Origin of the sequence: Microseira wollei NIES-4236, from assembly GCF_020521235.1 — a bacterium.
GTDB lineage: Bacteria > Cyanobacteriota > Cyanobacteriia > Cyanobacteriales > Aerosakkonemataceae > Microseira > Microseira wollei.
The window spans coordinates 1-22371 of record NZ_BLAY01000133.1; the positions used below are offsets into that span (position 1 = coordinate 1).

General features: G+C 45.7%; 15 protein-coding genes and 1 pseudogene. 10 read left to right on the forward strand and 6 right to left on the reverse strand.

Annotated elements, in window-relative coordinates:
* Positions 1-253: 253 nt before the first annotated feature.
* From MiSe_RS33640 to MiSe_RS33660, 5 genes and pseudogenes are all read right to left on the reverse strand, one after another.
* Positions 254-484: pseudogene (locus tag MiSe_RS33640) on the reverse strand (chloramphenicol acetyltransferase); the annotation flags it as partial.
* 319 nt (positions 485-803) lie between these two features.
* Entirely contained in the window at positions 804-2321 is a 1518-nt protein-coding gene (locus MiSe_RS33645; RefSeq protein ID WP_226588324.1) for an RNA-guided endonuclease InsQ/TnpB family protein, read from the reverse strand.
* A 483-nt stretch (positions 2322-2804) separates the two neighbouring features.
* Positions 2805-3293: a WD40 repeat domain-containing protein gene (locus tag MiSe_RS33650; protein WP_226588326.1), complete on the reverse strand. Its 489-nt coding sequence runs from the start codon at positions 3291-3293 to the stop codon at positions 2805-2807.
* A 62-nt stretch (positions 3294-3355) separates the two neighbouring features.
* Complete coding sequence (locus MiSe_RS33655) at positions 3356-4492, reverse strand: serine/threonine-protein kinase (RefSeq protein ID WP_226588328.1); 1137 nt, start codon at positions 4490-4492, stop codon at positions 3356-3358.
* A gap of 506 nt (positions 4493-4998) precedes the next feature.
* On the reverse strand, positions 4999-5796 hold the full coding sequence (locus tag MiSe_RS33660) for an MlaE family lipid ABC transporter permease subunit (protein ID WP_444980591.1): 798 nt from the start codon (positions 5794-5796) through the stop codon (positions 4999-5001).
* A 196-nt stretch (positions 5797-5992) separates the two neighbouring features.
* Here MiSe_RS33660 and MiSe_RS33665 point away from each other — a divergent pair, with 196 nt between their 5' ends.
* Positions 5993-6286 (forward strand): hypothetical protein, encoded by a 294-nt coding sequence (locus tag MiSe_RS33665; RefSeq protein WP_226588332.1) that lies wholly within the window; start codon positions 5993-5995, stop codon positions 6284-6286.
* Between the two features lie 42 nt (positions 6287-6328).
* Here MiSe_RS33665 and MiSe_RS33670 read toward each other — a convergent pair whose 3' ends face one another.
* Entirely contained in the window at positions 6329-8557 is a 2229-nt protein-coding gene (locus MiSe_RS33670; RefSeq protein ID WP_226588334.1) for a GumC family protein, read from the reverse strand.
* A 941-nt stretch (positions 8558-9498) separates the two neighbouring features.
* On the opposite strand from MiSe_RS33670, the gene MiSe_RS33675 reads away from it, so the two are divergent.
* From MiSe_RS33675 to MiSe_RS33715, 9 genes are all read left to right on the forward strand, one after another.
* Positions 9499-11586 (forward strand): polysaccharide biosynthesis protein, encoded by a 2088-nt coding sequence (locus tag MiSe_RS33675; protein WP_226588336.1) that lies wholly within the window; start codon positions 9499-9501, stop codon positions 11584-11586.
* A 45-nt stretch (positions 11587-11631) separates the two neighbouring features.
* Entirely contained in the window at positions 11632-13038 is a 1407-nt protein-coding gene (locus MiSe_RS33680; protein WP_226588338.1) for an MATE family efflux transporter, read from the forward strand.
* A 64-nt stretch (positions 13039-13102) separates the two neighbouring features.
* Complete coding sequence (locus tag MiSe_RS33685) at positions 13103-14908, forward strand: glycosyl hydrolase family 28 protein (protein ID WP_226588340.1); 1806 nt, start codon at positions 13103-13105, stop codon at positions 14906-14908.
* An 18-nt stretch (positions 14909-14926) separates the two neighbouring features.
* Positions 14927-15829, forward strand: a complete 903-nt coding sequence (locus tag MiSe_RS33690) for an FkbM family methyltransferase (RefSeq protein ID WP_226588342.1) — start codon at positions 14927-14929, stop codon at positions 15827-15829.
* A complete protein-coding gene (locus MiSe_RS33695) occupies positions 15814-16998 on the forward strand; it encodes a glycosyltransferase family 1 protein (protein WP_226588344.1) in 1185 nt (394 codons plus the stop codon). Before MiSe_RS33690 ends, MiSe_RS33695 begins: the two co-directional genes overlap by 16 nt.
* Complete coding sequence (locus MiSe_RS33700) at positions 16995-18545, forward strand: hypothetical protein (protein WP_226588346.1); 1551 nt, start codon at positions 16995-16997, stop codon at positions 18543-18545. Before MiSe_RS33695 ends, MiSe_RS33700 begins: the two co-directional genes overlap by 4 nt.
* Before the next feature lie 7 nt (positions 18546-18552).
* Positions 18553-19800, forward strand: a complete 1248-nt coding sequence (locus MiSe_RS33705) for a glycosyltransferase (RefSeq protein ID WP_226588348.1) — start codon at positions 18553-18555, stop codon at positions 19798-19800.
* Between the two features lie 22 nt (positions 19801-19822).
* On the forward strand, positions 19823-21067 hold the full coding sequence (locus MiSe_RS33710) for a glycosyltransferase family 4 protein (RefSeq protein ID WP_226588350.1): 1245 nt from the start codon (positions 19823-19825) through the stop codon (positions 21065-21067).
* Positions 21068-21130: 63 nt separating this feature from the next.
* Entirely contained in the window at positions 21131-22312 is a 1182-nt protein-coding gene (locus MiSe_RS33715; protein WP_226588353.1) for a glycosyltransferase, read from the forward strand.
* The last annotated feature ends 59 nt before the right edge of the window (positions 22313-22371 follow it).

The window sequence follows — 22371 nt, forward strand, 5'->3', positions numbered from 1 at the left end:
GTGGCATCTGAGCATACTTATCCATTGCTCCATCTTTGAGCTTTGGGCAATGTTTGGCCTCAACTTGTAAACGTAGTTTGTTAGCAATTTACGTCGAAGATTAAAGGGATCTGCGATAATATTACCTGGCTTTTTGTTGGCATTCAAGTAATGTAAACCAATCTTTAAACTTGCCAATCAAGAAAATATTCGCTCGATGTCAGTCTCACGCGGTCACCCCGGCCTAAAGGCACGGGGTTTTCGCGCATTGCTCTATAAATTTCACACCTGTAGCGATCGCGCAAAATTTGCCGATAATTAACCGATCGCTTTCATAGTTATACAATACGTTGCGCTCGAACCCTTCCGGGTCCACCGGATCGTCGTAATAAGAATAATCCCCCACAATTATGTTGGGTGATTTGACAAAATTTTTGATAAAAACGACTCGACGTTGATCCGCCATTGGGTAAGGTTGATTTGGATCTGGCCCTACTTGTTGCATAAACGAGTAATCTTAAATTTGAGATTGTTTCATTGCTAATTTTAACGCTGATATCAGCCCGAAGCTATTTACAATCTTGCTTTTTTGGCCTACAATTTAGATAATGGAAATATTGGCAAACTTTTTATCGCGAGATATTTCTTCCTCATCGATTTAATTGTATCATAAAAAAAAGAAACCTGTCAAGCTTTTCTCTATATATTTTGCTGAGTAAGATAGAAGAGAAAGACGAGTGGGATATGCCTACCTTCCGCTGGGGGAATGCATCTATATTTTGATTGCTTGTTGACACTCTGCGCTCTAAAGAGACGCAGATTCTCTAGGAGTTTTTGCCGTAGCTCCGAGATTTCCGACTGTCAATCGTCGTATACTCAACTAAATCAAACAAACTTAACTGAATATGAGACGATTCATAGGCATGGTTCCTGGACTCAACCCCTTGAGGCGTTGATATCTTCACAGGCGTAACTTTCCCGCAGTCCTCGGCACGTGTCTTCTTGAGCTTCTTGGGGAAAACTAACCCAACTCGCTTCACAATTTCTCTTGCAGCCTTCGTATCAGCGTGAGCAGCATAACCACAATTGATACAGATGAACTTTTCACCACTGCGATTGGCTCGCTCAACATGTCCGCATTTAGGACAAACCTGACTTGAATATTTAGGGTCAACAGCAATCACAGGTTTACCTGACTTAGCAGCCAACCAAGAAATCTTGTTAAACAAATCGCCCCAACCACAATCAATAATAACCTGGTTTAAACCAGACTTAGCTGATGCACCATTTTTCAAATAACCGCCAAAGCCATCGTGCTTTGGTTTTGCACGTTTAACCATCCCTTTAATGTTGAGGCTTTCCCGACCAATAACATCAGCAGTTTTGACAATCCTGCCAGCAGCTTGCCAATTATAACCAGCTCGTTTCTGAGATAGTTTGTACTGAGTCCTAGACAGATTCTGATATGCCTTAACCTGATTTTTAGAACCTGACCTTTTGCGACTGATAGCTCGTTGACGCATCGTTAAACGCCTAGCTGTTCTATGATTGGTAGTCGGTCTAATATTTTCGACAAAACTCCCATCAGATATAGCGACTAACTTGTTAATGCCCACATCGATGCCAACTACCGATTTAGCTTGCTCGATTGGTAGTGGCTCAGGTAATTCGTAAGGCACTTCTACCAACATAGAGATAAACCAGTAACCACCAGTTCGCTTCACAGTACAAGTTCTGATATCTTTGACCAGACTGAAATCTCTGCTATTGTACATCTTTACATTACCAATGCCAGGGATGTAAACAACAGCATATCTTTCTCTACTAGAGATTAATTTTACTCTTCCTGGTGTGTACTCAAAAGAATCCAACCTTCTGAGATACTTAGGGAAACCTCTTCCATGTTTCCAGAAATTGTTAAAAGCTGTATCTAATTTAGCAAGATTGCGCTGCAAAACTGTTGAATCAACCCTAGCAAAAAAGGGATTTTGATGGCGTAACCTGGTAGTCACTTTCATCTGAATACCAGAAGCATTATCCCACTTGAGCGTACCTTTGGAACTCTTTAAAGCCAGTTCTAAGTCCAAAGGGATAACTCCATGTTTTAATACAGGGCAAGTTAAAGGACAGCACGAGCCATATTCAATCCTTGAAGAGTTATCGCAGTAGCTACCCCAAGCATAAGCGATCGCCTCATCGCAGTGAGAATTGTTGGTGTTAAATCCTTGCTCTCTTTGTTTGAGCGCATAATTCCGATGTTTTCTTAAAGTAATTAGCCATTGAGACATTTGCTTTCCTTGCTCTAAAGTTGGCTTTAATTTAAAATTCCATCGGCACTGCACTTACTTCACCACCTTTGCTCGAATTACCTAGTTTTAGTATAGATATTACTTCTAAATATGTCAACTAACAAATGATAAAAAATCGGCAAAAAAATAGTCATGTATTGTCTAATTAATTTAACAATTTACCTTGGGTATAATAACTGACACAGCTGGGCAAATATTAACGCGAACTATCTCAGTTACAAGGTGTAATATTGACGGCGAATAAATAAGCCCTTGTCGCCTTTCATCCACCGGATGAATCGCGGCGGCTTTCATGCTCCCGTGGTGTTTTAGGTAAGCTAGCAAGATATATGGTAAGATTTGGCAAAAGTAGATCGCAGCGCTCGCCGAGATGACGCGATTGATTTACGACGAGTTTGCCAAAGATTATTTGTCGGAACTATTATCGCCTATAGGAACGGTGACTCCCAGTCGTGACGTAAATTCAGAAGTGCGAGAAATAGATGTTTATTTCACGCCAGGGACTGCTACAGCCGATTACGTAGAAACACGGGGAATCTTGGGAAAAATGGCAACTACGAGAGCGCTGTTTGAACCGTTTCGCAATCCGGTGAGCGTCAGCGAGGTGCGTAGTTGTGTGAGTAAACTGTTGATTGTATTGTCCGAACTACAACTAGCGAGAATCTGCCCATCCGGGCTAAATGCGACGGAATTAACCTTATCGGAATCACCGGAGAGAGTACAAATTTCTTTGCCCGTATTCACCTGCCACAGTTTGATTGTTTTGTCATAACTACAAATAGCAATAGTTTGCCCATCGGGGCTAAATGCTACGGACATAACCGAGTTGGAATGACCTTTAAGAGTGCGAATTTCTCTGGCGGTACTCACCTGCCAAATTTTGATTGTTTCGGACGAACTACAACTAGCGAGAATCTGACCATCCGGGCTAAATGCTGCGGAAATAACCCACTCGGAATGACGTTTAAGAGTGCGAATTTTTCTGCCCGTATTCACCTGCAACATTTATTTTGTATCTGCAATAAATAACAATCACAACCAGCGATAATCTGACCATCCGGGCTAAATTATATGGAATTAAACCATTCGTCATCAAATTTAAGAGTGCGAATTTCTCTGCCAGTACTTACCTGCCAAATTTTGATTTTTTTGTCATGACTACTACTAGCGATAATCTGTCCATCCGGGCTAAATGCTACGGAACTAACCAGGCCGGAATGACCTTTAAAAGTGCGAATTATTCTACCTGTACTTACCTGCAAAATGTTGATATTATAGCTTTCACCAAGATAAATACCACTACCACTAACGAGAATCTGCCCTTCGGGGCTAAATAGAAACTTATTATAAACTGAGGTAAGAGAAAATTCCAAATTCCTGACACATGACCAATTTTTAGGAACTGACAAACCTTTCAACGCTGCTACTACTTCCTTTGCCGACTGATACCGCTGACGATAATCAAACTTCACCATATTATCGATAACATCAGCCAATTGTGGGCTAACCTGTGCTTTATCCCGCCACAAAGTTTCCCCTAGAGGACTTTTCGGAAAACCACCGATTCGCGGGTCGGGGTCTATCCCCGTCAGGGCAAAAATCCCCATCATTCCCACTGCATGAATATCGCTGCAAAAATGAGCGTTATTATTAAATTGTTCCATCGGCGTATACCCCGGAGTGCCGATAATGGCAGTTAATAGGGTACTATTAGCCGACCTTGCCCTGACTTGTTTAATTCCCCCGAAGTCAATCAGCACAATCTTCCCATCGCGACAGAGGATAATATTGGCTGGCTTAATATCCCGGTGAATTACCTGATTTTGATGCACATATTCCAATACTTCCAGAATCTCGATTAACAGCTTAATTACCTGAGTTTCCCCTAACCTTTGCCCGCGTTTAATTTCCTGAGTTAGGTGATTGCCATCAATCAACTCTTGCAGGATATAGAAAATACTATTTGGCTGAAAGTGTGCCAAAAGCTGAGGGATTTGGGGATGACTTCCTAACTTAAATAAAAACTCGGCTTCTTTCTCAAATAAATATAGTGTCGCTGGCGATAAAGCATCCGGCTTTAATTGTTTTATGACACAATGCTGGTTATTTTGCCAACGGTCTTCGGCGATAAAGGTAGCGCCAAATCCGCCTTGTCCCAATTTGCGGATGATGTGGTAGCGACTGTTGAGGATTGTGCCAATCATTGGTGAGGGGATTTTGCGTAAGTCTTTGTGATTAATTTAACCTGAGTGAGACAGGTTTTTAAGGTTTGGTGGGAATTATGATTTGAGATCGTGTCTGTTTGTATTGGTTGCGTAAGGCGGGGCGGGTTTATTTATTCTTGGCGCTGGTAGCAACAATTTCTCGTAAAACCCGCACCTGTAGCATTAGCCCGCCAGGGAATAAATTCCCACAGCGAGTAGCCAAAGTCCGTTAAAACAAACTGGTTTGATAGCATTGAGTCGGTTTTAACCGACTTTCGCTATTAGCCCGGAAATTTATTTCCGGGCGGGTTGGGAGGCTGATGCAAGATCTGAATATGGTTACTTGGTTAGTGTAAGTAGCGTTCTGGCAAAAATCCGGGAAGGGGGAAGCCTTTGCGTATCAAGATTCTGCGTTTACTGGAAAATCAGTCGCGTAAATGCTTCGCCCTTCTTTGCAGATAACCTGTATCCACAATCTTCTCTGTTCAACAAGCGCCTCTACCGAATTAAAATCCTTCCAGCACAGCACTACCAGTTCCTTGAAACATTACCCAAGATAAGAAAAAATTGGAGATAAAAATAGCCAACAGCGCCGTCACTACTGCTGTCGTGGTCGATTGTCCCACACCTTTGGCGCCGCCTGTCGTTGTTAAGCCCCAACTACAACCAATTACTGCTATTAACCCGCCAAAACAAAACGCTTTAACAGCTGCACTTGCAAGATCCGAAACATTCAGGAAATTGCGAACCGAATCTAAAAATACCGTTTGCGAAATATCATACATGCTAGTTGCAATCAACAATCCGCCAACCAAGCCGGTTAATAGGCACATAATTGTTAAAATTGGCAGCATCAAACAGCAAGCAAGGACGCGGGGAATCACTAAATAATCGATCGGATCGGTTTTGAGGACATACAAGGCGTCGATTTGTTCGGTGACGCGCATCGTGCCGATTTCTGCGGCAAATGCCGAACCGACGCGCCCTGCTACAATTACGGCGGTGAGGACTGGGGCGAGTTCTCGCGCTAATGCGATCGCTAACACCCCCCCCACAGCAGTCGTCGCCCCAAAGTTGATAAACTCTCGCGCTACCTGAATCGTAAACACCATCCCGACAAAACTGGCGGTTAACAGCGCGATCGCTAATGATTCTGGGCCAACCATCGCCATTTGGTCAAGGGTGTTGCGCCGATGAATTTTTCCCGCCAATAGGTGCATCAACACCTGTCCCCCCAGCAAAATTGCCGCCAGCAAGCGCTGTCCCCACATTCCCAAGCTGAAACTAGAAATTTTCTCCCTCACCGCGCCTCCAACTCGCACTTTGTTAAGTTGTATTTCAATCCTGAACGATCGCTCAGTACATTACCTGTCTATTTTTAATGAAAACTTAAGATTCTTGTCTTTTTGCCGATCTGGCGGAGATTCCGCGTATTGTGTATGTGACGGGTGTCAATCACTGGTATCTGTCGTCAGTCTTACCAGCGTTCTAATACAGACCATGAGTATTTTGCCTAACTTTTTCCGCTCCCTGCTGCTAACGAGTATCTTTAGCTTTGCTACCCCGATCCTGTTAGTGGGGGGAATGCTGGCAGGTTCTTGCCTGGTGCGCTACATTCCCGGTTTGCAAATAATCGGTCAGTCTGGCGCTGAGTCTATCTGGCAGTTTTTGGCAATTTTTGGCAGCGGATCGCCCAGCGAGGGCATTTTGGCGATCGCTTTCACCTTTGGTTTGGTGGGTGTTTTGTTTGATACTTATGCGTTTTACAGGTATCAAACGCTACGAGGTAATTAATAAATTATAGGTAAAAGGCGCAAGCTGCCCAGCTGGTTCAACTTAGGATTCCTGGGCGAAATAGTAGTAGCTGTGAGGTTCATTCTGAGGAATGACGCCATTGACTACCAAACCGAGAACGTGTTGATTGGACCCAGCTAAAAGCTGTTTGGCGAAAGCGGCGCTGTGAGAATCAACGACTCCGGGTCGAACGACTAGGAAAATACCATCTGCTTTTTGACCCAGGATGAGAGCATCAGCAGCAACTTTCAAGGAAGGAGTATCAATAATCACCAAATCGTAAGTCTGTGAAAATTGTTCGATTAATGCAGCGAATTGTTGGGAGTCGATCAGCGCCATTGGATTGGAAGGAATGACGCCAGAGGTAAGCACTTTTAAATTAGGGGATACTTCTGCGATCGCATTGTGGAGTTGAGCGTCTCCCAAAATAACATTACTCAAACCTACTTGATTGGGAAGTCCCCAAATTTCATGCTGGACGGGATGGTGGAGATTTGCATCTACCAGCAAAACTTTACGCCCCAATTGCGCATTGGTCCAAGCTAAATTCGCACAGACTGTGGAAGTCCCTTCTTGACGCTGGGTACTGGTAACGGCGAGGGTTTTAAATCCTGACGCGGAACAGAGAAACTTCAGGTTAGCTTGCAGCATCTGGTAGGCGGTGCCGAGGGAGGAGGAGTAAGCTTGATTTTGCCCGACAATTTTTGGCATAAATAACTCTAAGTTGCTTGTCGTGTAAGCGTTTTGCTTAACCTGTCCGTTAGATGTAACATAGTGAGGCACCTGGGCAGAATTCAATGTCAAATTCTTGTTGAAGCGGAGCATTTTTTGAGGTTGTTTATAGTCAGGAATCACCCCTAGCAAGGTTAAACCCAATAATTCCCTTAACTCTTCTATTGTTCTGATTGATTTATCTTGGGATTCTAAAATCAAAGCCGTCGCCAGAGAAAGCACGCTGCCGATCAACAACCCTGAGATTGCAGATAAAGCCTTGCGCGCAGAAACAGGTTCATCGGGAACTAGCGCGGGTTGGATAATCCGAACATTTCCGGCATTTTGATGTTCGGCGAGTCTGATTTCCTGAAACTTTTGCAGCATTAACGAGTATGTAGTTTGGGCAACTTTTAATTTATTTTCTAACTCGCGCTGTTCTTGTTCTAGCCTGGGTAGAACGTTGACTCGCTGCTGGTAGGCGATTTTGAGGTTAGATAAAGTAGCAACTTGACTGGCAAGACCTTGGCGTTTTGCCTCTATTTTGACAAACTCTTCGATCAGTCTCGGTTTAACTTCTCCAATTTGTAAAGAGCCATTTCCCAATTCTTTTTGATTCCCAGCAGCTTGTTGAACTTGATTTTGCAACAGAGCTTTCAGCGTTGCTTGTTTGCTTTTTAAATCTGCGATCGCCGGGTGTGCATCCTGGAAGCGGGTTCGCTCAACAGCCAATTGGCGTTCTATTTTTTGATATTCTGCCATCGCTTCCTGTACCGCCGGAGATTGACTGAGGGAAGTTGCGACTAATCCTTGCTGCGGATTCATTTGCAGCTGGTTTTGGAACGCTTGAGATTGGGCGATTGCGTCGGCGAGTTCTGACTGCGATTGACTTATTTGGTTTTGCAGGTTGGCGATCGTTGCCACTGCGGATTTGGCTTCTTCTTGTAAGTCTACTACTTTATTCTTTTCTTTGAATTGGCGCAGCGCTGTTTCTGCTTGATCCACAGATGCTGTGGCTTGAGGTAATTGTTGTTCGAGAAACTCCCGCGCCGAAGTCGCTTCAGAATTGTTAACCTGTTGATTATTTTCCAGGTAGAGTGCCACGACTGTATTCACAACTGCGGCGGCTATTTGTGCATCTTTTGTTTCGTAAGAGATTGTCAGGGTATCGGTACCTCTGGTATTGAACGCCATGAGCTTTTTCAAGAAGTCTTTAACTTTGAGGATATCCCCTTTTGTGTCTTTCAGATTAAGTCTGGTTATTGTCTGTTGGGCGATCGGGACTGAGCGAATCACTTCCACCTCAGTATTGAGCGGGTTCGTTTGCTCTCCCACCGGAGAAAACTCGCCTATTTCTTTGCCCAATCCGGTTAAAGAAGAAGTAGGATTGGTCTTGGTAAAGGCTAGCTTTGCTTCTGCGTGATAAACCGGCTGTTGCAGCCAAATTTTGATTCCTGTGACCACGATAACCGTGACAAAAACAGCCGAAGCGGGTAACCAACGTCGCTTCAGAATCAGCCAGTATTGTTGAACGCCAAGCGCAGATTCTGCGGATTCCATAAATTACTCCTGAAAGCGTTGTTTGCTGAATTGAGACGGTCAAGGAGTATGTTTTGATACTAACGCAAGTTGCTAATTGCTAATTGCTAATTGCTAATTGCTAATATAGGATTTTTACTGACATTAGCGATTAGCTATTAGCTGCTATGCATGAGATAACTAGCAACTTGAGTTACTCACATTTTCGACCTTTCTCAGCCATAAGCTTCAGTTTTTATTCTCGGTTTTAAACTTTAGAAACAATAGTTATTGCATCTTTACAACCATGAGATGTGGGAGACTGGAGCCTCCCGTTACCGAGAGCCAAATGGCCTTGATGTCAGCTATCAATTTATACTAAAATGCACGGAGATTCGGAAAGACGCCCAAGCGCCTACTACGAACGATTCTATTTTAAGGATGGGTGTCAAACAATTTTCCTCTATCTAAGGGTAGAGACGTAAGTGTTTATTCTCGAAAAATTTTGGTTATATATCTATCTAAAGATAGATGGATTTATTGATAAATATGATCTGTTTAAATCTAGAGAATTATAAATAAAATTTATGCCATTTTGGCAACTAATCAACTATCGTTTCAGGCAAAATTACGAGAGCTAGAAAAACTATACCTACATCAAACCAACTGGCATTGTCGCGGAGCAATTAAAATTCGCAACTTGTAAACAATTGTGTAGTTGTCAGAGAATGCTAAAATCCTGTTTGATAGAAGGTTAGTTTTGCTCGATCAACTGGTAATTACTCACAACCAATAAAGTTTGTAAAGAAATCCTGCTTGTTTTTTGAACTCTCGACTTGTGACAGTCGGTGGATTTTACAAAACTCAGTACTGAGGAATGAGTGCTGAGGGAAAAAGGATTTATTTGCAATCTTGCACAAGCGTGATGTCCCGGCATTCTGACTCAGCACTCAGCACTTTTATTTGCTTTTGGAGCTGGAAAAATGTTTAGTAAAATTTTGTTAGCAGTGAATGCGGTAGCAAAAGAGCCACTGGAAGACCAAATTGTTAAAAGCTTTCTAATACAAGCTTTATCAAAATGGTTACTAAAACTGAGAAATCGGCATTTTTTGGTTTTAGATACAATCGTGTTGGCGATCGCGCCTGTATTAGCGCTGGCAATTCGTCTAGATGATTCATTTAGCCTCGCTCCCTATCTTGGGGGTTTAATCCAGGTGACGATACTGTTTGTGCCGCTCAAACTGACAGTATTGTATGGGTGCGGTTTTTACAAGCGATACTGGCGCTATGCCAGTATTGACGAACTAGAGCAAATAGTGATGCTGATGGCGGGGATTGGGATTCTGCAAACCATATCTTTCAACGTGGTTTATTATCTGGATGATTTTTGGGTCAATAGTTTGCCGCGATCGCTGCCGTTGCTGGATACCATCATCAGCTTTTTATTCATAGGTGGGATTCGTTTCAGCATTCCTGTCCTCAATCGAATCAAGCAAAGACATCTGAAGTTTTATCGACGCGATCGCGTGCTGATCGTCGGTGCTGGGAGTGCAGGGATTTCTCTAGTACGGGAAATGCAACAAAGTCCTTGGTTGGGATTTTATCCGGTGGCGTTTATTGACGATAACCCGGAAAAACTCAACTTGCAAATTCGCCGAATTCCCGTGGTAGGCGATCGCAACAAAATTGCCGAAGTAGTTCATTCGTTGCATATCCGTCGCGTCATTATTGCCATGCCTGCGGTGCCGGGGAGAGTAATTCGAGAAATTGTAGATATTTGTCTATCAGTTGGCGTTCCCACCAGTACTTTACCCGGACTGAACGAAATCCTAACTAACCGCATCCGCGTAGGTAGCGTCAGAGATATACAAATAGAAGACCTTTTGCGTCGCGAATCAATCCAAACCGATGTCCGCAAAGTTCGGGAATTTCTCCAAGGCAAGAAAGTGCTGATTTCGGGAGCAGGTGGATCGATTGGTAGCGAACTTTGTCGGCAAGTTTTAAAGTGCCGTCCTGCTGAAATAATGCTATTAGGACATGGAGAAAATTCTCTATTCGCAATTCAACAAGAATTAGGAAGGATTTTGCAAGTTTTGCAACAAGAGGGCGATCCTTGCGATCCCATCCCCCAAATCAAGACATTCATCGGCGATATTCGATTTTTCGATCGATTAGAGTATCTGTTCCAGCAATTTGGACCCCAGGTTATTTTTCACGCAGCGGCGCACAAACACGTACCCTTGATGGAATCGCATCCGCCAGAAGCGATCGCAAATAACGTGCGGGGAACCAAAAATCTACTCGATCTCGCCTTGAAATACGGTGTGGAGAATTTTGTCACCATCTCGACAGACAAAGCTGTAAATCCCACCAGCATTATGGGCGCTAGCAAGCGAGTTGCTGAAATGCTGGTACTTCAAGCCGCCCAAAAGAGCGGAAAGCCTTTTGTAGTGGTTCGTTTTGGCAACGTTTTGGGCAGTCGGGGTAGCGTTGTCCCAACTTTCAAGCAACAAATTGCACAAGGAGGGCCGATAACTATTACCCATCCCGATATTTGCCGCTATTTTATGACGATTCCAGAAGCCGTTCAACTGCTTTTGCAAGCAGCAGTCATCGGGCGCGGCGGTGAAGTTTTTATGCTCGATATGGGACAGCCGGTTAAAATCATTGACTTGGCAAAAGATATGATTCGCCTTTCCGGATATGAAGTGGACAAAGACATTGAGATTGTCTTCACCGGATTGCGTCCGGGAGAAAAATTGTTTGAAGAGTTATTTATCCCAGGGGAGGAATACGAACGCACTCAACACGAAAAAATTATCAAGGTTAAAAATGCCAGTCGCATTGTACCAGAGCAAGTCGAATTTAAAGTAGAAGCACTCTGCAAAGCAGCAACTAAAAACGATCCCAATTTAATTGTGTTTCTGCTGGAACAATTAGTCCCCGAATACATGCCTGATTACTTAAACCTTGAGGGGCAGACAAGCACTGTAGACTCAAATACCAATCCGTTAAATACGACTCAAAACCCGCGTTCAAATCAACTATCCGTTCCCGCAATTACCAATTAGCAATTAGCAATTAGCAATTAGCAATTAGCAATTTCGTCAAGATATATGGAAAAGATCAAGCCCCTAACATTGCGCCGCAATTTCTCCTGGACATTCATCGGTAATGCTGTTTATGCAGCTTGCCAGTGGGGGATGTTGGTGCTGCTGGCTAAACTCGGCAGTCCGGAAATAGTAGGCCAATTCACTTTGGGGCTGGCGGTCACTGCACCTGTCGTCATGCTGACAAATCTGCAACTGCGATCCGTCCAGGCGACAGATGCAAAACACCAGTATCTGTTCGGCGACTACCTCGGTTTGAGGCTGATCGGGACGGGGTTGGCACTGGTTTTAATTGGGGGAATTACCCTCAATTCTGGCTACCGCTGGGAAACTTCGCTGGTGATTTTGACGATTGGTTTGGCGAAGGGATTCGAGTCGATTAGCGATGTGTTTTACGGACTAATTCAGCAGTACGAACGGATGGATCGCATCGCTATTTCGATGATGATTAAAGGGCCTTTGTCTCTGGTTTTGTTGGGCGCGGGACTCTACTTTACGGGTAGCGTTCTGTGGGGAACTGTGGGATTAGTTATTGCTTGGGCTTTTGTTCTATTTGCCTACGACATCCGCAGCGGTTCCTTATTTTTGGGGAGACAAGGAGATGGCAAATTGCCAATGATATCAAATCCGCTTGCATCATCACTTTTGCCCCACACCCTGAAGGGTGGGGCTACACAAACTAAGACCGCCTGCGCGGTCTATGGAAGTAAAGGATTTGGTATCCCATCTAAAATACCAAATTCTCTTTATCCCCGCTGGCATCTAAAAACGTTGAATAAACTGGTTTGGCTATCGCTACCTTTAGGTTTGGTGATGATGCTAATTTCCCTCAACGGTAACATCCCGCAATACTTTATCGAGCGGTATTGGGGCGAGGGGGAATTGGGGGTGTTTGCTGCGATCGCTTACTTAATGGTGGCGGGAAACATGGTGGTGAATGCCCTGGGACAGTCTGCTAGTCCGCGTTTGGCGAAATACTACGCAGCGGGGAATCGCAGGGCTTTTCGTTCGCTTTTGGTCAAACTTGTGGGAATTGGTGCAATTTTGGGTGGGGCGGCGATTTTGGTGGCGCTAGTTGCAGGAAGGGATATTTTGACTTTGTTATATCGCCCAGAATATGCCCAACAAACGGATTTATTTGTTTGGTTGATGGTAGCTGCTGGACTTGGTTACATATCCTCTTTTTTGGGTTATGGAATGACAGCAGCGCGGTATTTCCGCATTCAAATTCCTTTATTTGCTGCGGCGACAGTAACCGCAGCGATCGCTTGTCTGTGGTTAATCCCCACTCTGGGATCGCGAGGGGCAGCGATCGCATTAATTTTAGCGGCAATTGTCCAAGCAATTTTTAGTTTGGGAGTTATCGCTTATGCACTGCATAAAATTCCTCCATCGGTGGAAGCGGAAAGTTAATCCGTGGAATTTTGGATTGTTTTGTTTGGTCGTGACTTTTGTAGCAATCGCTAATTTTTCAACTATGAACAGCAGTGAAATCTTCGGTGAAATCTTCGGTCAAATCCCTTACCCATCGGCTCTCCCACAAAGCCGTACCTATTCTGTCACCGTCAACAATCAACCTGTATCGGTGCAAAAATACAATGAGATCAGTTATGTTCAATTCCCCTTGGTGGAGCAAGCCAATATTGAAATTACCGCCGACGAACCCGCTAGCCAATACACCCTGAGCCCTAAAAGTTACAACATCCCATCAAACCGGGACGGTAACAAAATTTCTTTCTCCCTGAACGCTCCGAGAAAGTTGATCCTGCATCAAGTCAATTCCGCAGATGAAAAACTATTTATTTTCGCCGAGCCGCCGGAAGAAAAGCCGCCCCAACTCAGGGATCCCAATGTTACCAATATCATCGATTACGGAGTTGATAATACAGGCCAAAACGAGGCAACGCCACTAATTCAAACAGCCATCGACGAAGTTTCTGCCAAACAAGGGATTCTTTATTTCCCACCAGGCGTTTACAAAACACGGGAACTCTACCTCAAAAGCAACATGACCCTGTATTTAGCACCAGGGTCTGTTTTGGAAGCAACTAAAGAGATAGAGCCTTCCTACGGACAGGGTTTAATTAATATCGAAAACGCCAGTAATGTCAAACTAATCGGGCGGGGAACCATCAACGGAAACGGGACTTATTGGCGTCCCAGAGGAGGATGGTACAGTTTAATCCTGATGAAGAATGCCAATAATATTACCTTGGAGGACATTCTGATTCAAGACCCGGCAGTTGCCAATGTTTGGATGTCCTATTCCGAGAATGTCAAGGTCTATAATGTCAAAATTTTAGCCGATCCGCAACCGGAATTTCTCAATACAGATGGCTTTAATTTTTGGTCTTCTAGAAACATTACGATTGACAACGTATTGTATAAAGGAACCGATGATGCCACATCTATTGGCGGCGATAAGAATGGGCGGATTCAGAACAGTGAAAATATTAATATCAGGAATTCTGTCTTTTACGGCGGTAATGGCTTCAAGATCGGAGCGACGGCGAAGCAAGATGTTATTCGCAATATTACCTATGAAAATATCGATGTTGTATTTGCCAATGAGGTTTCAGGCTTTTGGCCTGTAACCGGAGCCAATTTTGAGAATATCTACTTCAAGAATATTCGGGTTGAAGATATTCTTGATTCACCGCAAGAGGATAAGGCTGCCCTGGTGTGGAACTGGAACATTAGACCCGTTTCGTGGCAAAAAGATTCGTCGCCAAACAAGTTTGGTTATATCAGAAACGTGTATGTTTCTAACCTACAAGTAGACGATCGCGGCGGCGCGAATTCAGTGTTTCATGGCTACGATAACCAGCGGAATATTAGCGTAAATTTTGACAATTTGTCTGTGTATGGAAAGCCGGTTTTAAATCCAGACGATGCCTATTTCGACGTTCAAAATCAATTCGTCGATTTGAAGTTTACCAACAGCAATCCGGCGATTGTAAACATTAATGTACCAGACCCCGATGCCTCCGAATCTGGGGATGCGGGACAGTTTCTCGTCACTCGCACGGGGGATACTTCCCAAGCATTAATGGTGAACTACATCATCCGAGGAACGGCTGAGAATGGGATAGATTACCAAACCATTACCAACTCGGTAACAATTCCCGCTGGTGCAAGTTCAGCATCGATCGGAATTCTGCCCAAATCCGACAGCATTAACGAAAGAACCGAGACAGTTTTCTTAGGTCTGGAGAACATGCCAAACAGTACTAATTATCTGCTTGGCCCAAACTTCCACGCCGTGGTAAATATTCGCGACTAGATAAGTTGAGGTGTAATTGTGAATGCATTTAAAGACCGTATCAGATTTCTCCTACGAATTTTAACTCGAAATCCCTTCGTCAGAGAAGTTTTGTTAGCTATGGCCCGCTCTAAATTGTTACCTAAATCGATTTGGCGGCGGTTACCTGTTGAAACAACGTTTCTTGTCTCGCTTCCCAATGGAAATTCTTTCAAATATTCAGCCATTGCTAACGATGGGATCGCCAGGGCAATTTTTTGGCGCGGCTGGGATGGTTGGGAACCAGAAACGATGCGAGTTTTCTACAAATTGGCGCAAAAATCCAAGTTATTTTTAGACATTGGCGCGAATACAGGACTCTTCACCTTGGTGACATTAGCGGCAAATCCTCAGGCAAAAGTTATGGCTTTTGAGCCTGTTACCCACGTTTATAAACGCCTGCTTTCCCACATCGAAATCAATGGTTGGTCAGACCGCTGTCAGGCAAAAAACCTGGCAGTATCGAATACGGTGGGTGAAACAAAGTTGCATATTCCCTTTGAAGATGTACCGCTATCAGCTAGCCTTAATCCCGAAGGTTTTAGAGGTTATGAAGGTTATTTGATTGATATTGATGTCACAACGATTGACACCATTTGCTCTCAAAATGAACCGATTGACCTGCTCAAAATTGATGCGGAAGGATTTGACGATAAAGTTTTGGAGGGGATGCTTAAAGTTTTATCAAATTCAGCCCCAAATATCATTGTGGAATGCAACTATGACGGCCCTTTTATAGCGGTTGAAAATATTTTAAACAAATTTGGTTATCGCTTTTTTCATTTGCGTCCAGAAGGGGCAATTCCGATGAATAAGATTGTTCCAGATGAAAACAAGCTGTATCGCAACTATTTGTGTACTGTTCGGGACGATTGGGAGGAAGTCAAATGTTTACAGCCATAGGCAAAGAAAATCAGCAGCAGACGTTAATCGATCGGCGTCCAATTCGCATCCTTCATGTCGTTGGCGGCATGGTGCGAGGCGGGATCGAAACCTGGTTGATGCACATTTTGCGACACATCGACCGCGATCGCTTCCACATGGACTTCCTCGTCCACCGCACAGATCCCTGCGCTTACGACGACGAGATTCGCAGCCTCGGCAGTCGCATTATCCCCTGTCCCCTGGATCGCAGGCGTCCGTGGGTCTATGCCGCCAATTTCAACCAAATTTTGCGGGAATACGGCCCCTATGACATCGTACACAGCCACGTCCATCACTTCAGCGGTTATGTCCTGCGCTTAGCCAAGCAAGCAGGCGTGCCTTTGTGCATTGCCCACAGCCACAACGATACTTCCTCCGAAGCTAAGGCCCGATTGTATCGGCACTTGTATCGCCGCTTAACGCAATGGTGGATTTCCCGCTATGCAAACGTTGGTTTAGGATGCAGCTGCCTTGCAGCGGCAGATTTGTTTGGTTGCAAGTGGGAAAGCGATCCCCGCTGGCAAATTCTTTACTATGGCATCGATTTAACGCCTTTCCGGGATGCGATCGATAGGGATGCAGTTCGTAGCGAACTAGGTATTCCTATCGATGCTTTTGTTATCGGTCACGTTGGCAGATTTGTCGAACAAAAGAATCATGAATTTTTGATAGAAATTGCCGCAGAAGTTGCCAAGCGAGAACCGAAAATGCACCTTTTGCTGCTGGGTGAGGGGGTGTTGCGATCGCAGATCGAACGAAAAGTTGAGCAGATGGGATTAAGCGATCGCGTCACCTTCGCAGGTACCCGCTGCGATATCCCTCGACTAATGCGGGGTGCAATGGATGTTTTCCTCTTGCCATCGCTGTTTGAAGGGTTACCAGTCGTGGGAATTGAAGCTCAAGCCGCCGGACTTCCGTTCATCTTATCCGACACTATTACACGGGAGGTAGAAATATTGAAGCCTCTAGTCAAGTGGTTGTCCCTGTCGCAAGCTGCCGTAGCTTGGGCAGAAATACTTTTAAATCATCGGGATGCAGCCGCTGCGATCGCTCAATCCGATGCTTTGGCGATGGTGGAAAGCAGTCCCTTCAACGTTGAGGTATCTGTCAAGCAGTTGGAAAATATTTTCCTGGAGGCGCTTGTATGAACCAGAAAACTTTTTCCACCAAAACAGCCTATAAAGACAGTGCAGTTATTTCTTTTTTCCTCTGCATTCTAATACTGGTGGCATTTCTCCAAACTTCAGATGAGTTCCTGCACTGGTTTTTAATTCCACTTACCTTGTGCGGAATTTTGATCGGAATTGATGCAGTTGACTGGTTTCGCGGTCGTTTAAATATCTTCGATCCAATTGGCATTATCGGTTTATTGGGGTTGCATTTCTTCTTCTTAGCGCCTCTATTTCATGTCACTTGGGACTTTTGGATGGACGGGGATATTACGCCCCCGCCCGACTGGCGTCCTTGGGTGGGCGGCATGGCAATTCTGAATTTTTTAGGTATATGGGTGTATCGTTTTTCCAGAAATATTGCCGCCAACCCAACCGAGAATCAGTCTAAACAGATTATTTGGACACTTGACCGACGGCGGTTTTTTCCCATTCTTTGCTTTTCCCTCATGCTTTCCGCCGTCTTACAGCTAATGGTTTACCAGAAGTTTGGAGGCATAGGCGGCTACATTGATGCTGCTACAAGAGCGGCTAGAAGAGAAGGAGATGAATTCCAAGGCATGGGCATAGTCGTCCTATTCTCAGAGAGTTTTCCGATTTTATCCATCATGGGGTTCGCCGCCTATGCCCAAAAAAACAAACGGCTACAAACTTGGACTGTCTTGATAATAGTGTTGCTAATTTTTCTGGTTTTGCAAATGTTTTTTGGCGGTTTGCGCGGCAGCCGGAGCAATACGATATGGGCTTTGTTTTGGGTCGCCGGAATTATTCATTTTTGGATTCGAGCGATTAACAAAAAACACATTGCGATCGCGCTAGTTTTTCTGTTATTTTTTATGTACCTGTATGGTTTTTTTAAAACCGGAGGTTTGGACGGCATTAGTACAGCTTTAGAAGGACAAGAAGCTCGTGCTAGTTTGGAAAAAAAATCCGGGCGTTCTTGGCAAGGTTTAGTCTTACAAGACTTAGGAAGAAGCGATATTCAAGCTTTCTTACTTTACAGGCTGCTCCAACCGGATAGCGATTACCAATATGCCTGGGGCAGAACTTATTTATCAGCCCTAACCATGCTGATCCCCAGTGCAATTATGCCGAATAAACCACCCAGCAAGATCAAAGATGGCACAGAGGCTCAATTCGGTATGGGAAATTATCATCCGGAGCTTTGGGCTTCTTCAAAAGTCTATGGTCTGGCAGGGGAAACCATGCTCAATTTTGGGCCATTTTTAGTGCCGATTTCTTTTATATTTCTAGGGTGGGTTGTCGGGCAAGTTAAACGGTTACTCTTGAGCTTAGAGGCTTCTGATATCCGGTTAATTTTGTTGCCATTTTGGGTTAATTTTTGTTTTGTAGTCCTAGTTGCAGACGTCGATAACCATGTTTTTTTTATCATGAAAAATGGAGGAATGCCTTTGATTGTATTGTGGCTTAGCAATAAAAAAGAAATCAGGCAAAATTCTGGGATAAATCCCCAAATTTACGATCGTAAGTCAGAGTTAGCCAAAATTGAACCGAGCAAAAAGTGAGGTGAATATGAATGTAATCGTTATGCTCGAACATCGCTTTGTCCAAACTCCCGATGGGGCAGTGTGGACCCAGACTATGTTCGCATATTCATTTTGGCAACGTTATTTAGAAGTATTTGACACCGTCAAGGTGGTGGCGCGAATTCTCGCAGTTGCATCGCCGCCGCCTGACTGGAAACGGGCGGATGGCGAGGGGGTTTCCTCGATCGCGGTGCCTTATTACATTGGGCCACAACAGTATCTTTTACAAGCGTTTTCCGTGAAGCGAGCTGTCAGAAATGCTGTGGCTTTAAACGATGCCCTAATTTTGCGCGTGTCTTCCCAACTTGCTGGCGATGTGCAACCCTTTTTGCAGCGAACTCGCCGTCCCTACGGCGTGGAAGTCGTTGCCGATCCCTACGATGTGTTTGCACCCGGTTCGGTGAAGCATCCCTTAAGACCTTTCTTCCGCTGGTGGTTCCCCCGCCAGTTGCGACGGATCTGTGCGGGCGCAACTGCGGCTGCTTACGTTACCGAATCGGCTCTGCAACAGCGCTATCCACCAGGGTGCAATAGTTTTTCCACCCACTGTTCCGACGTTGAGTTGCCTGATTCAGCTTTTGTTTCTTTACCTCGCACTCCTCGGCAAGCATCGGGGTTGTTGACCCTGATCTGTGTCGGGACAATGGATCAACTCTACAAAGCTCCTGACCTGCTGATCGATGCCGTTGCTACTTGCGTTAGGGAGGGACTCAATCTCAAGTTAGTTCTGGTCGGGGACGGCAAGCACCGACCGGAACTCGAAGCTAGAGCGGCAAAACTGAATTTGGCAGAACGGGTCTGTTTCTTGGGTTGGTTGCCTGCTGGCGATGCCGTGCGTGCCCAGTTGGATCTGGCTGACCTGTTTGTCCTGCCATCCCATCAGGAAGGTTTGCCTAGAGCGATGGTCGAGGCAATGGCGAGGGCGCTTCCCTGCATTGGCTCTACGGTGGGGGGCATTCCCGAACTGCTCTCTGGGGAAGATTTGGTGCCGCCCGGTGATGTGGCTGCCTTGGCGGGCAAAATTCGCCAGGTGGTGACCAACCCAGAGCGCATGGCGAGCATGTCAGCTCGGAACTTGGACAAGGCAAGAGGGTACACAGATCGGGTGCTGCACCAGCGGCGAATTGAGTTCTACCGCTATGTCCGAGAACAAACCGAGGCATGGCTCAAGACACACAGGACTGACCCCCGCCGGGTCAAAAACCCGGTTTCTGCGTCCAGCTCGAGGGTCTAAACCGCATCAAAGGTGGGTGAATATGAATGTAACCGTTATCCTCGAACATCGCTTTGTCCAAACTCCCGATGGGGCAGTGTGGACCCAGACTATGTTCGCCTATTCATTTTGGCAACGTTATTTAGAAGTATTTGACGGCGTGAAAGTGGTGGCGCGAATTCTCGCAGTTGCATCGCCGCCGCCTGACTGGAAACGGGCGGATGGCGAGGGGGTTTCCTTGATCGCCGTGCCTTATTACATTGGGCCACAACAGTATCTTTTACAAGCGTTTTCCGTGAAGCGAGCTCTCACAAATGCTGTGGCTTTAAACGATGCCGTAATTTTGCGCGTGGCTTCCCAACTTGCCAACGATGTGCAACCCTTTTTGCAGCGAACTCGCCATCCCTACGGCGTGGAAGTTGTCGCCGATCCCTACGATGTGTTTGCACCGGGTTCGGTGAAACATCCCTTAAGACCTTTGTTCCGCTGGTGGTTCCCCCGCAACTTGCGGCGGATCTGTGCCGGCGCAACTGCGGCTGCTTACGTTACCGAACATGCGTTGCAACAGCGCTATCCACCTGCAAAAGACGCTTTTTCCACCCACTATTCCAGCGTTGAGTTGCCCGTTGAGGCGTTCGTCCCCGTTCCTCGTTATCCCAAGTCCGATATGCAGTCGTTGACCCTGATTACCGTCGGCACGATGGATCAACTTTACAAAGCGCCAGATGTGCTGCTTTATGCAGTTGCTGCTTGCGTGGGCGGGGGATTAGACCTGAAGTTGGTTTTGCTGGGGGATGGAAAGCACCGAGGGGAACTGGAGTCACTCGCCGCCAAGCTGGATTTGGCAGAGCGGGTGCGGTTCCTGGGGGATGTGACTGCGGGGGAAGGTGTGCGTACCCAGTTGGAGCGAGCGGATTTGTTTGTTTTACCATCCCATCAAGAAGGTTTGCCGCGAGCAGCGATCGAGGCGATGGCGCGATCGCTTCCTTGCATTGGCTCCACCGTGGGCGGCTTCCCCGAACTGCTACCGCCAGAAGATCTCGTGCCGCCCGGTAATGTACCCGCTTTGGCAAGCAAAATTCGCCAGGTCGTCACCGATCCGCAACGCATGGCGAGCATGTCGGCTCGCAATTTGGAGAAGTCCAAAGAGTACCGAGATGAGCTACTGCAAAAGCGCCGCATCGCATTTTACCGCTATCTCCGAGAAAATACTGAGGCATGGCTGCAACAAAAAACTAGAACTTGTTTACCGCAAATCGACTTAGGCAAAGAAACCGGGTTTCTCTGACAAGAAACCCGGTTTCTAGGTTCGTCGTTTACCGCAAATCAGCGTTACCGAATCGAATGTTTTATGAACAAACTTCTAGTAATTAGTGCGGTTCCCATTGCCCTCCGCGCCTTTTTGCTTCCCTTTGCCCATCATTTCCGTGCCAAGGGGTGGCGAGTGGATGCGATCGCCAACGGCGTTTCCACTTGTCCTGAATGTTTGGCGGCTTTCGATCGCGTCTGGGATGTAGAATTGGGTCGCAGTCCCCTAGATGCGAAAAATTTACTGACTGCGCCGCCAAGAATTAGAGAAATTGTCGCGCAGCAGCAATACGATATCGTCCACGCCCACATGGCAGTCGCGGGTTTTGTCACTCGATACGCCCTCAAAGATTTGAGAAAGCAAGCGAAACCCAAAATAATTTATACCGCTCACGGCTTTAACTTCTACAAAGGGGAAATGCCGCTGAAAAATGCCATCTTTTTGACCCTAGAAAAACTGGCAGGACTTTGGACTGATTATTTGGTCGTTATTAATCGCGAAGATGAAGCAGCGGCGAAACGCTACCAAATCGTTCCACCTGACCGAGTCCGCTACATGCCCGGAATTGGAGTAGATATTGAACGCTACAATCCCGATGTCATTTCTGCATCTGAAGTGGCACAAGTGCTGCAAGAATTAAACCTCGCACCGGCAACTTCTCTGTTTCTATGCATCGCCGAATTCACTCCCCGCAAGCGGCATCGAGATCTGTTAAAAGCATTTGCCAAAGTTGCCAGATCGAATACTTGCTTGGCGTTTGCCGGAGAGGGTGCTTTGCAAGCAGAAATGCAGCAGTTAGCCGACCAATTAGGCGTGCAAGATCGCGTTCGCTTTTTAGGTTTCCGACGGGATATTCCAACTTTGAGCCGCGCTGCTGTTGCTACCATCTTGGTTTCCGAAGCCGAGGGATTACCCAGAAGCATCATGGAATCTTTGTGCTTGGAAACTCCAGCAATCGGCACAGATATTAGGGGCATCCGCGAATTGCTAGAACCGGGTTGCGGTCTTCTCGTTCCGGTGGGAAATGTAGAAGAAATTGCCAAAGCAATGGCCTGGATTTTAGACCATCCCCAAGAAGCCAAAGCGATGGGCAAGCGCGGACGGGAATTAATGGCAGCTTACGACCTGCGGCAGATTTTAAATCTGCAGGAAACTTTGTATGCTGAAGCGCTAGTTCCTGCACCATCAGTCACGATTCGCGAGTCATTAATAACGGGTAATTAATTTACCATGAAGCATATAAATTTTTGTCGCAAATTGCCAAATTGGCAGCCCAAATAAAT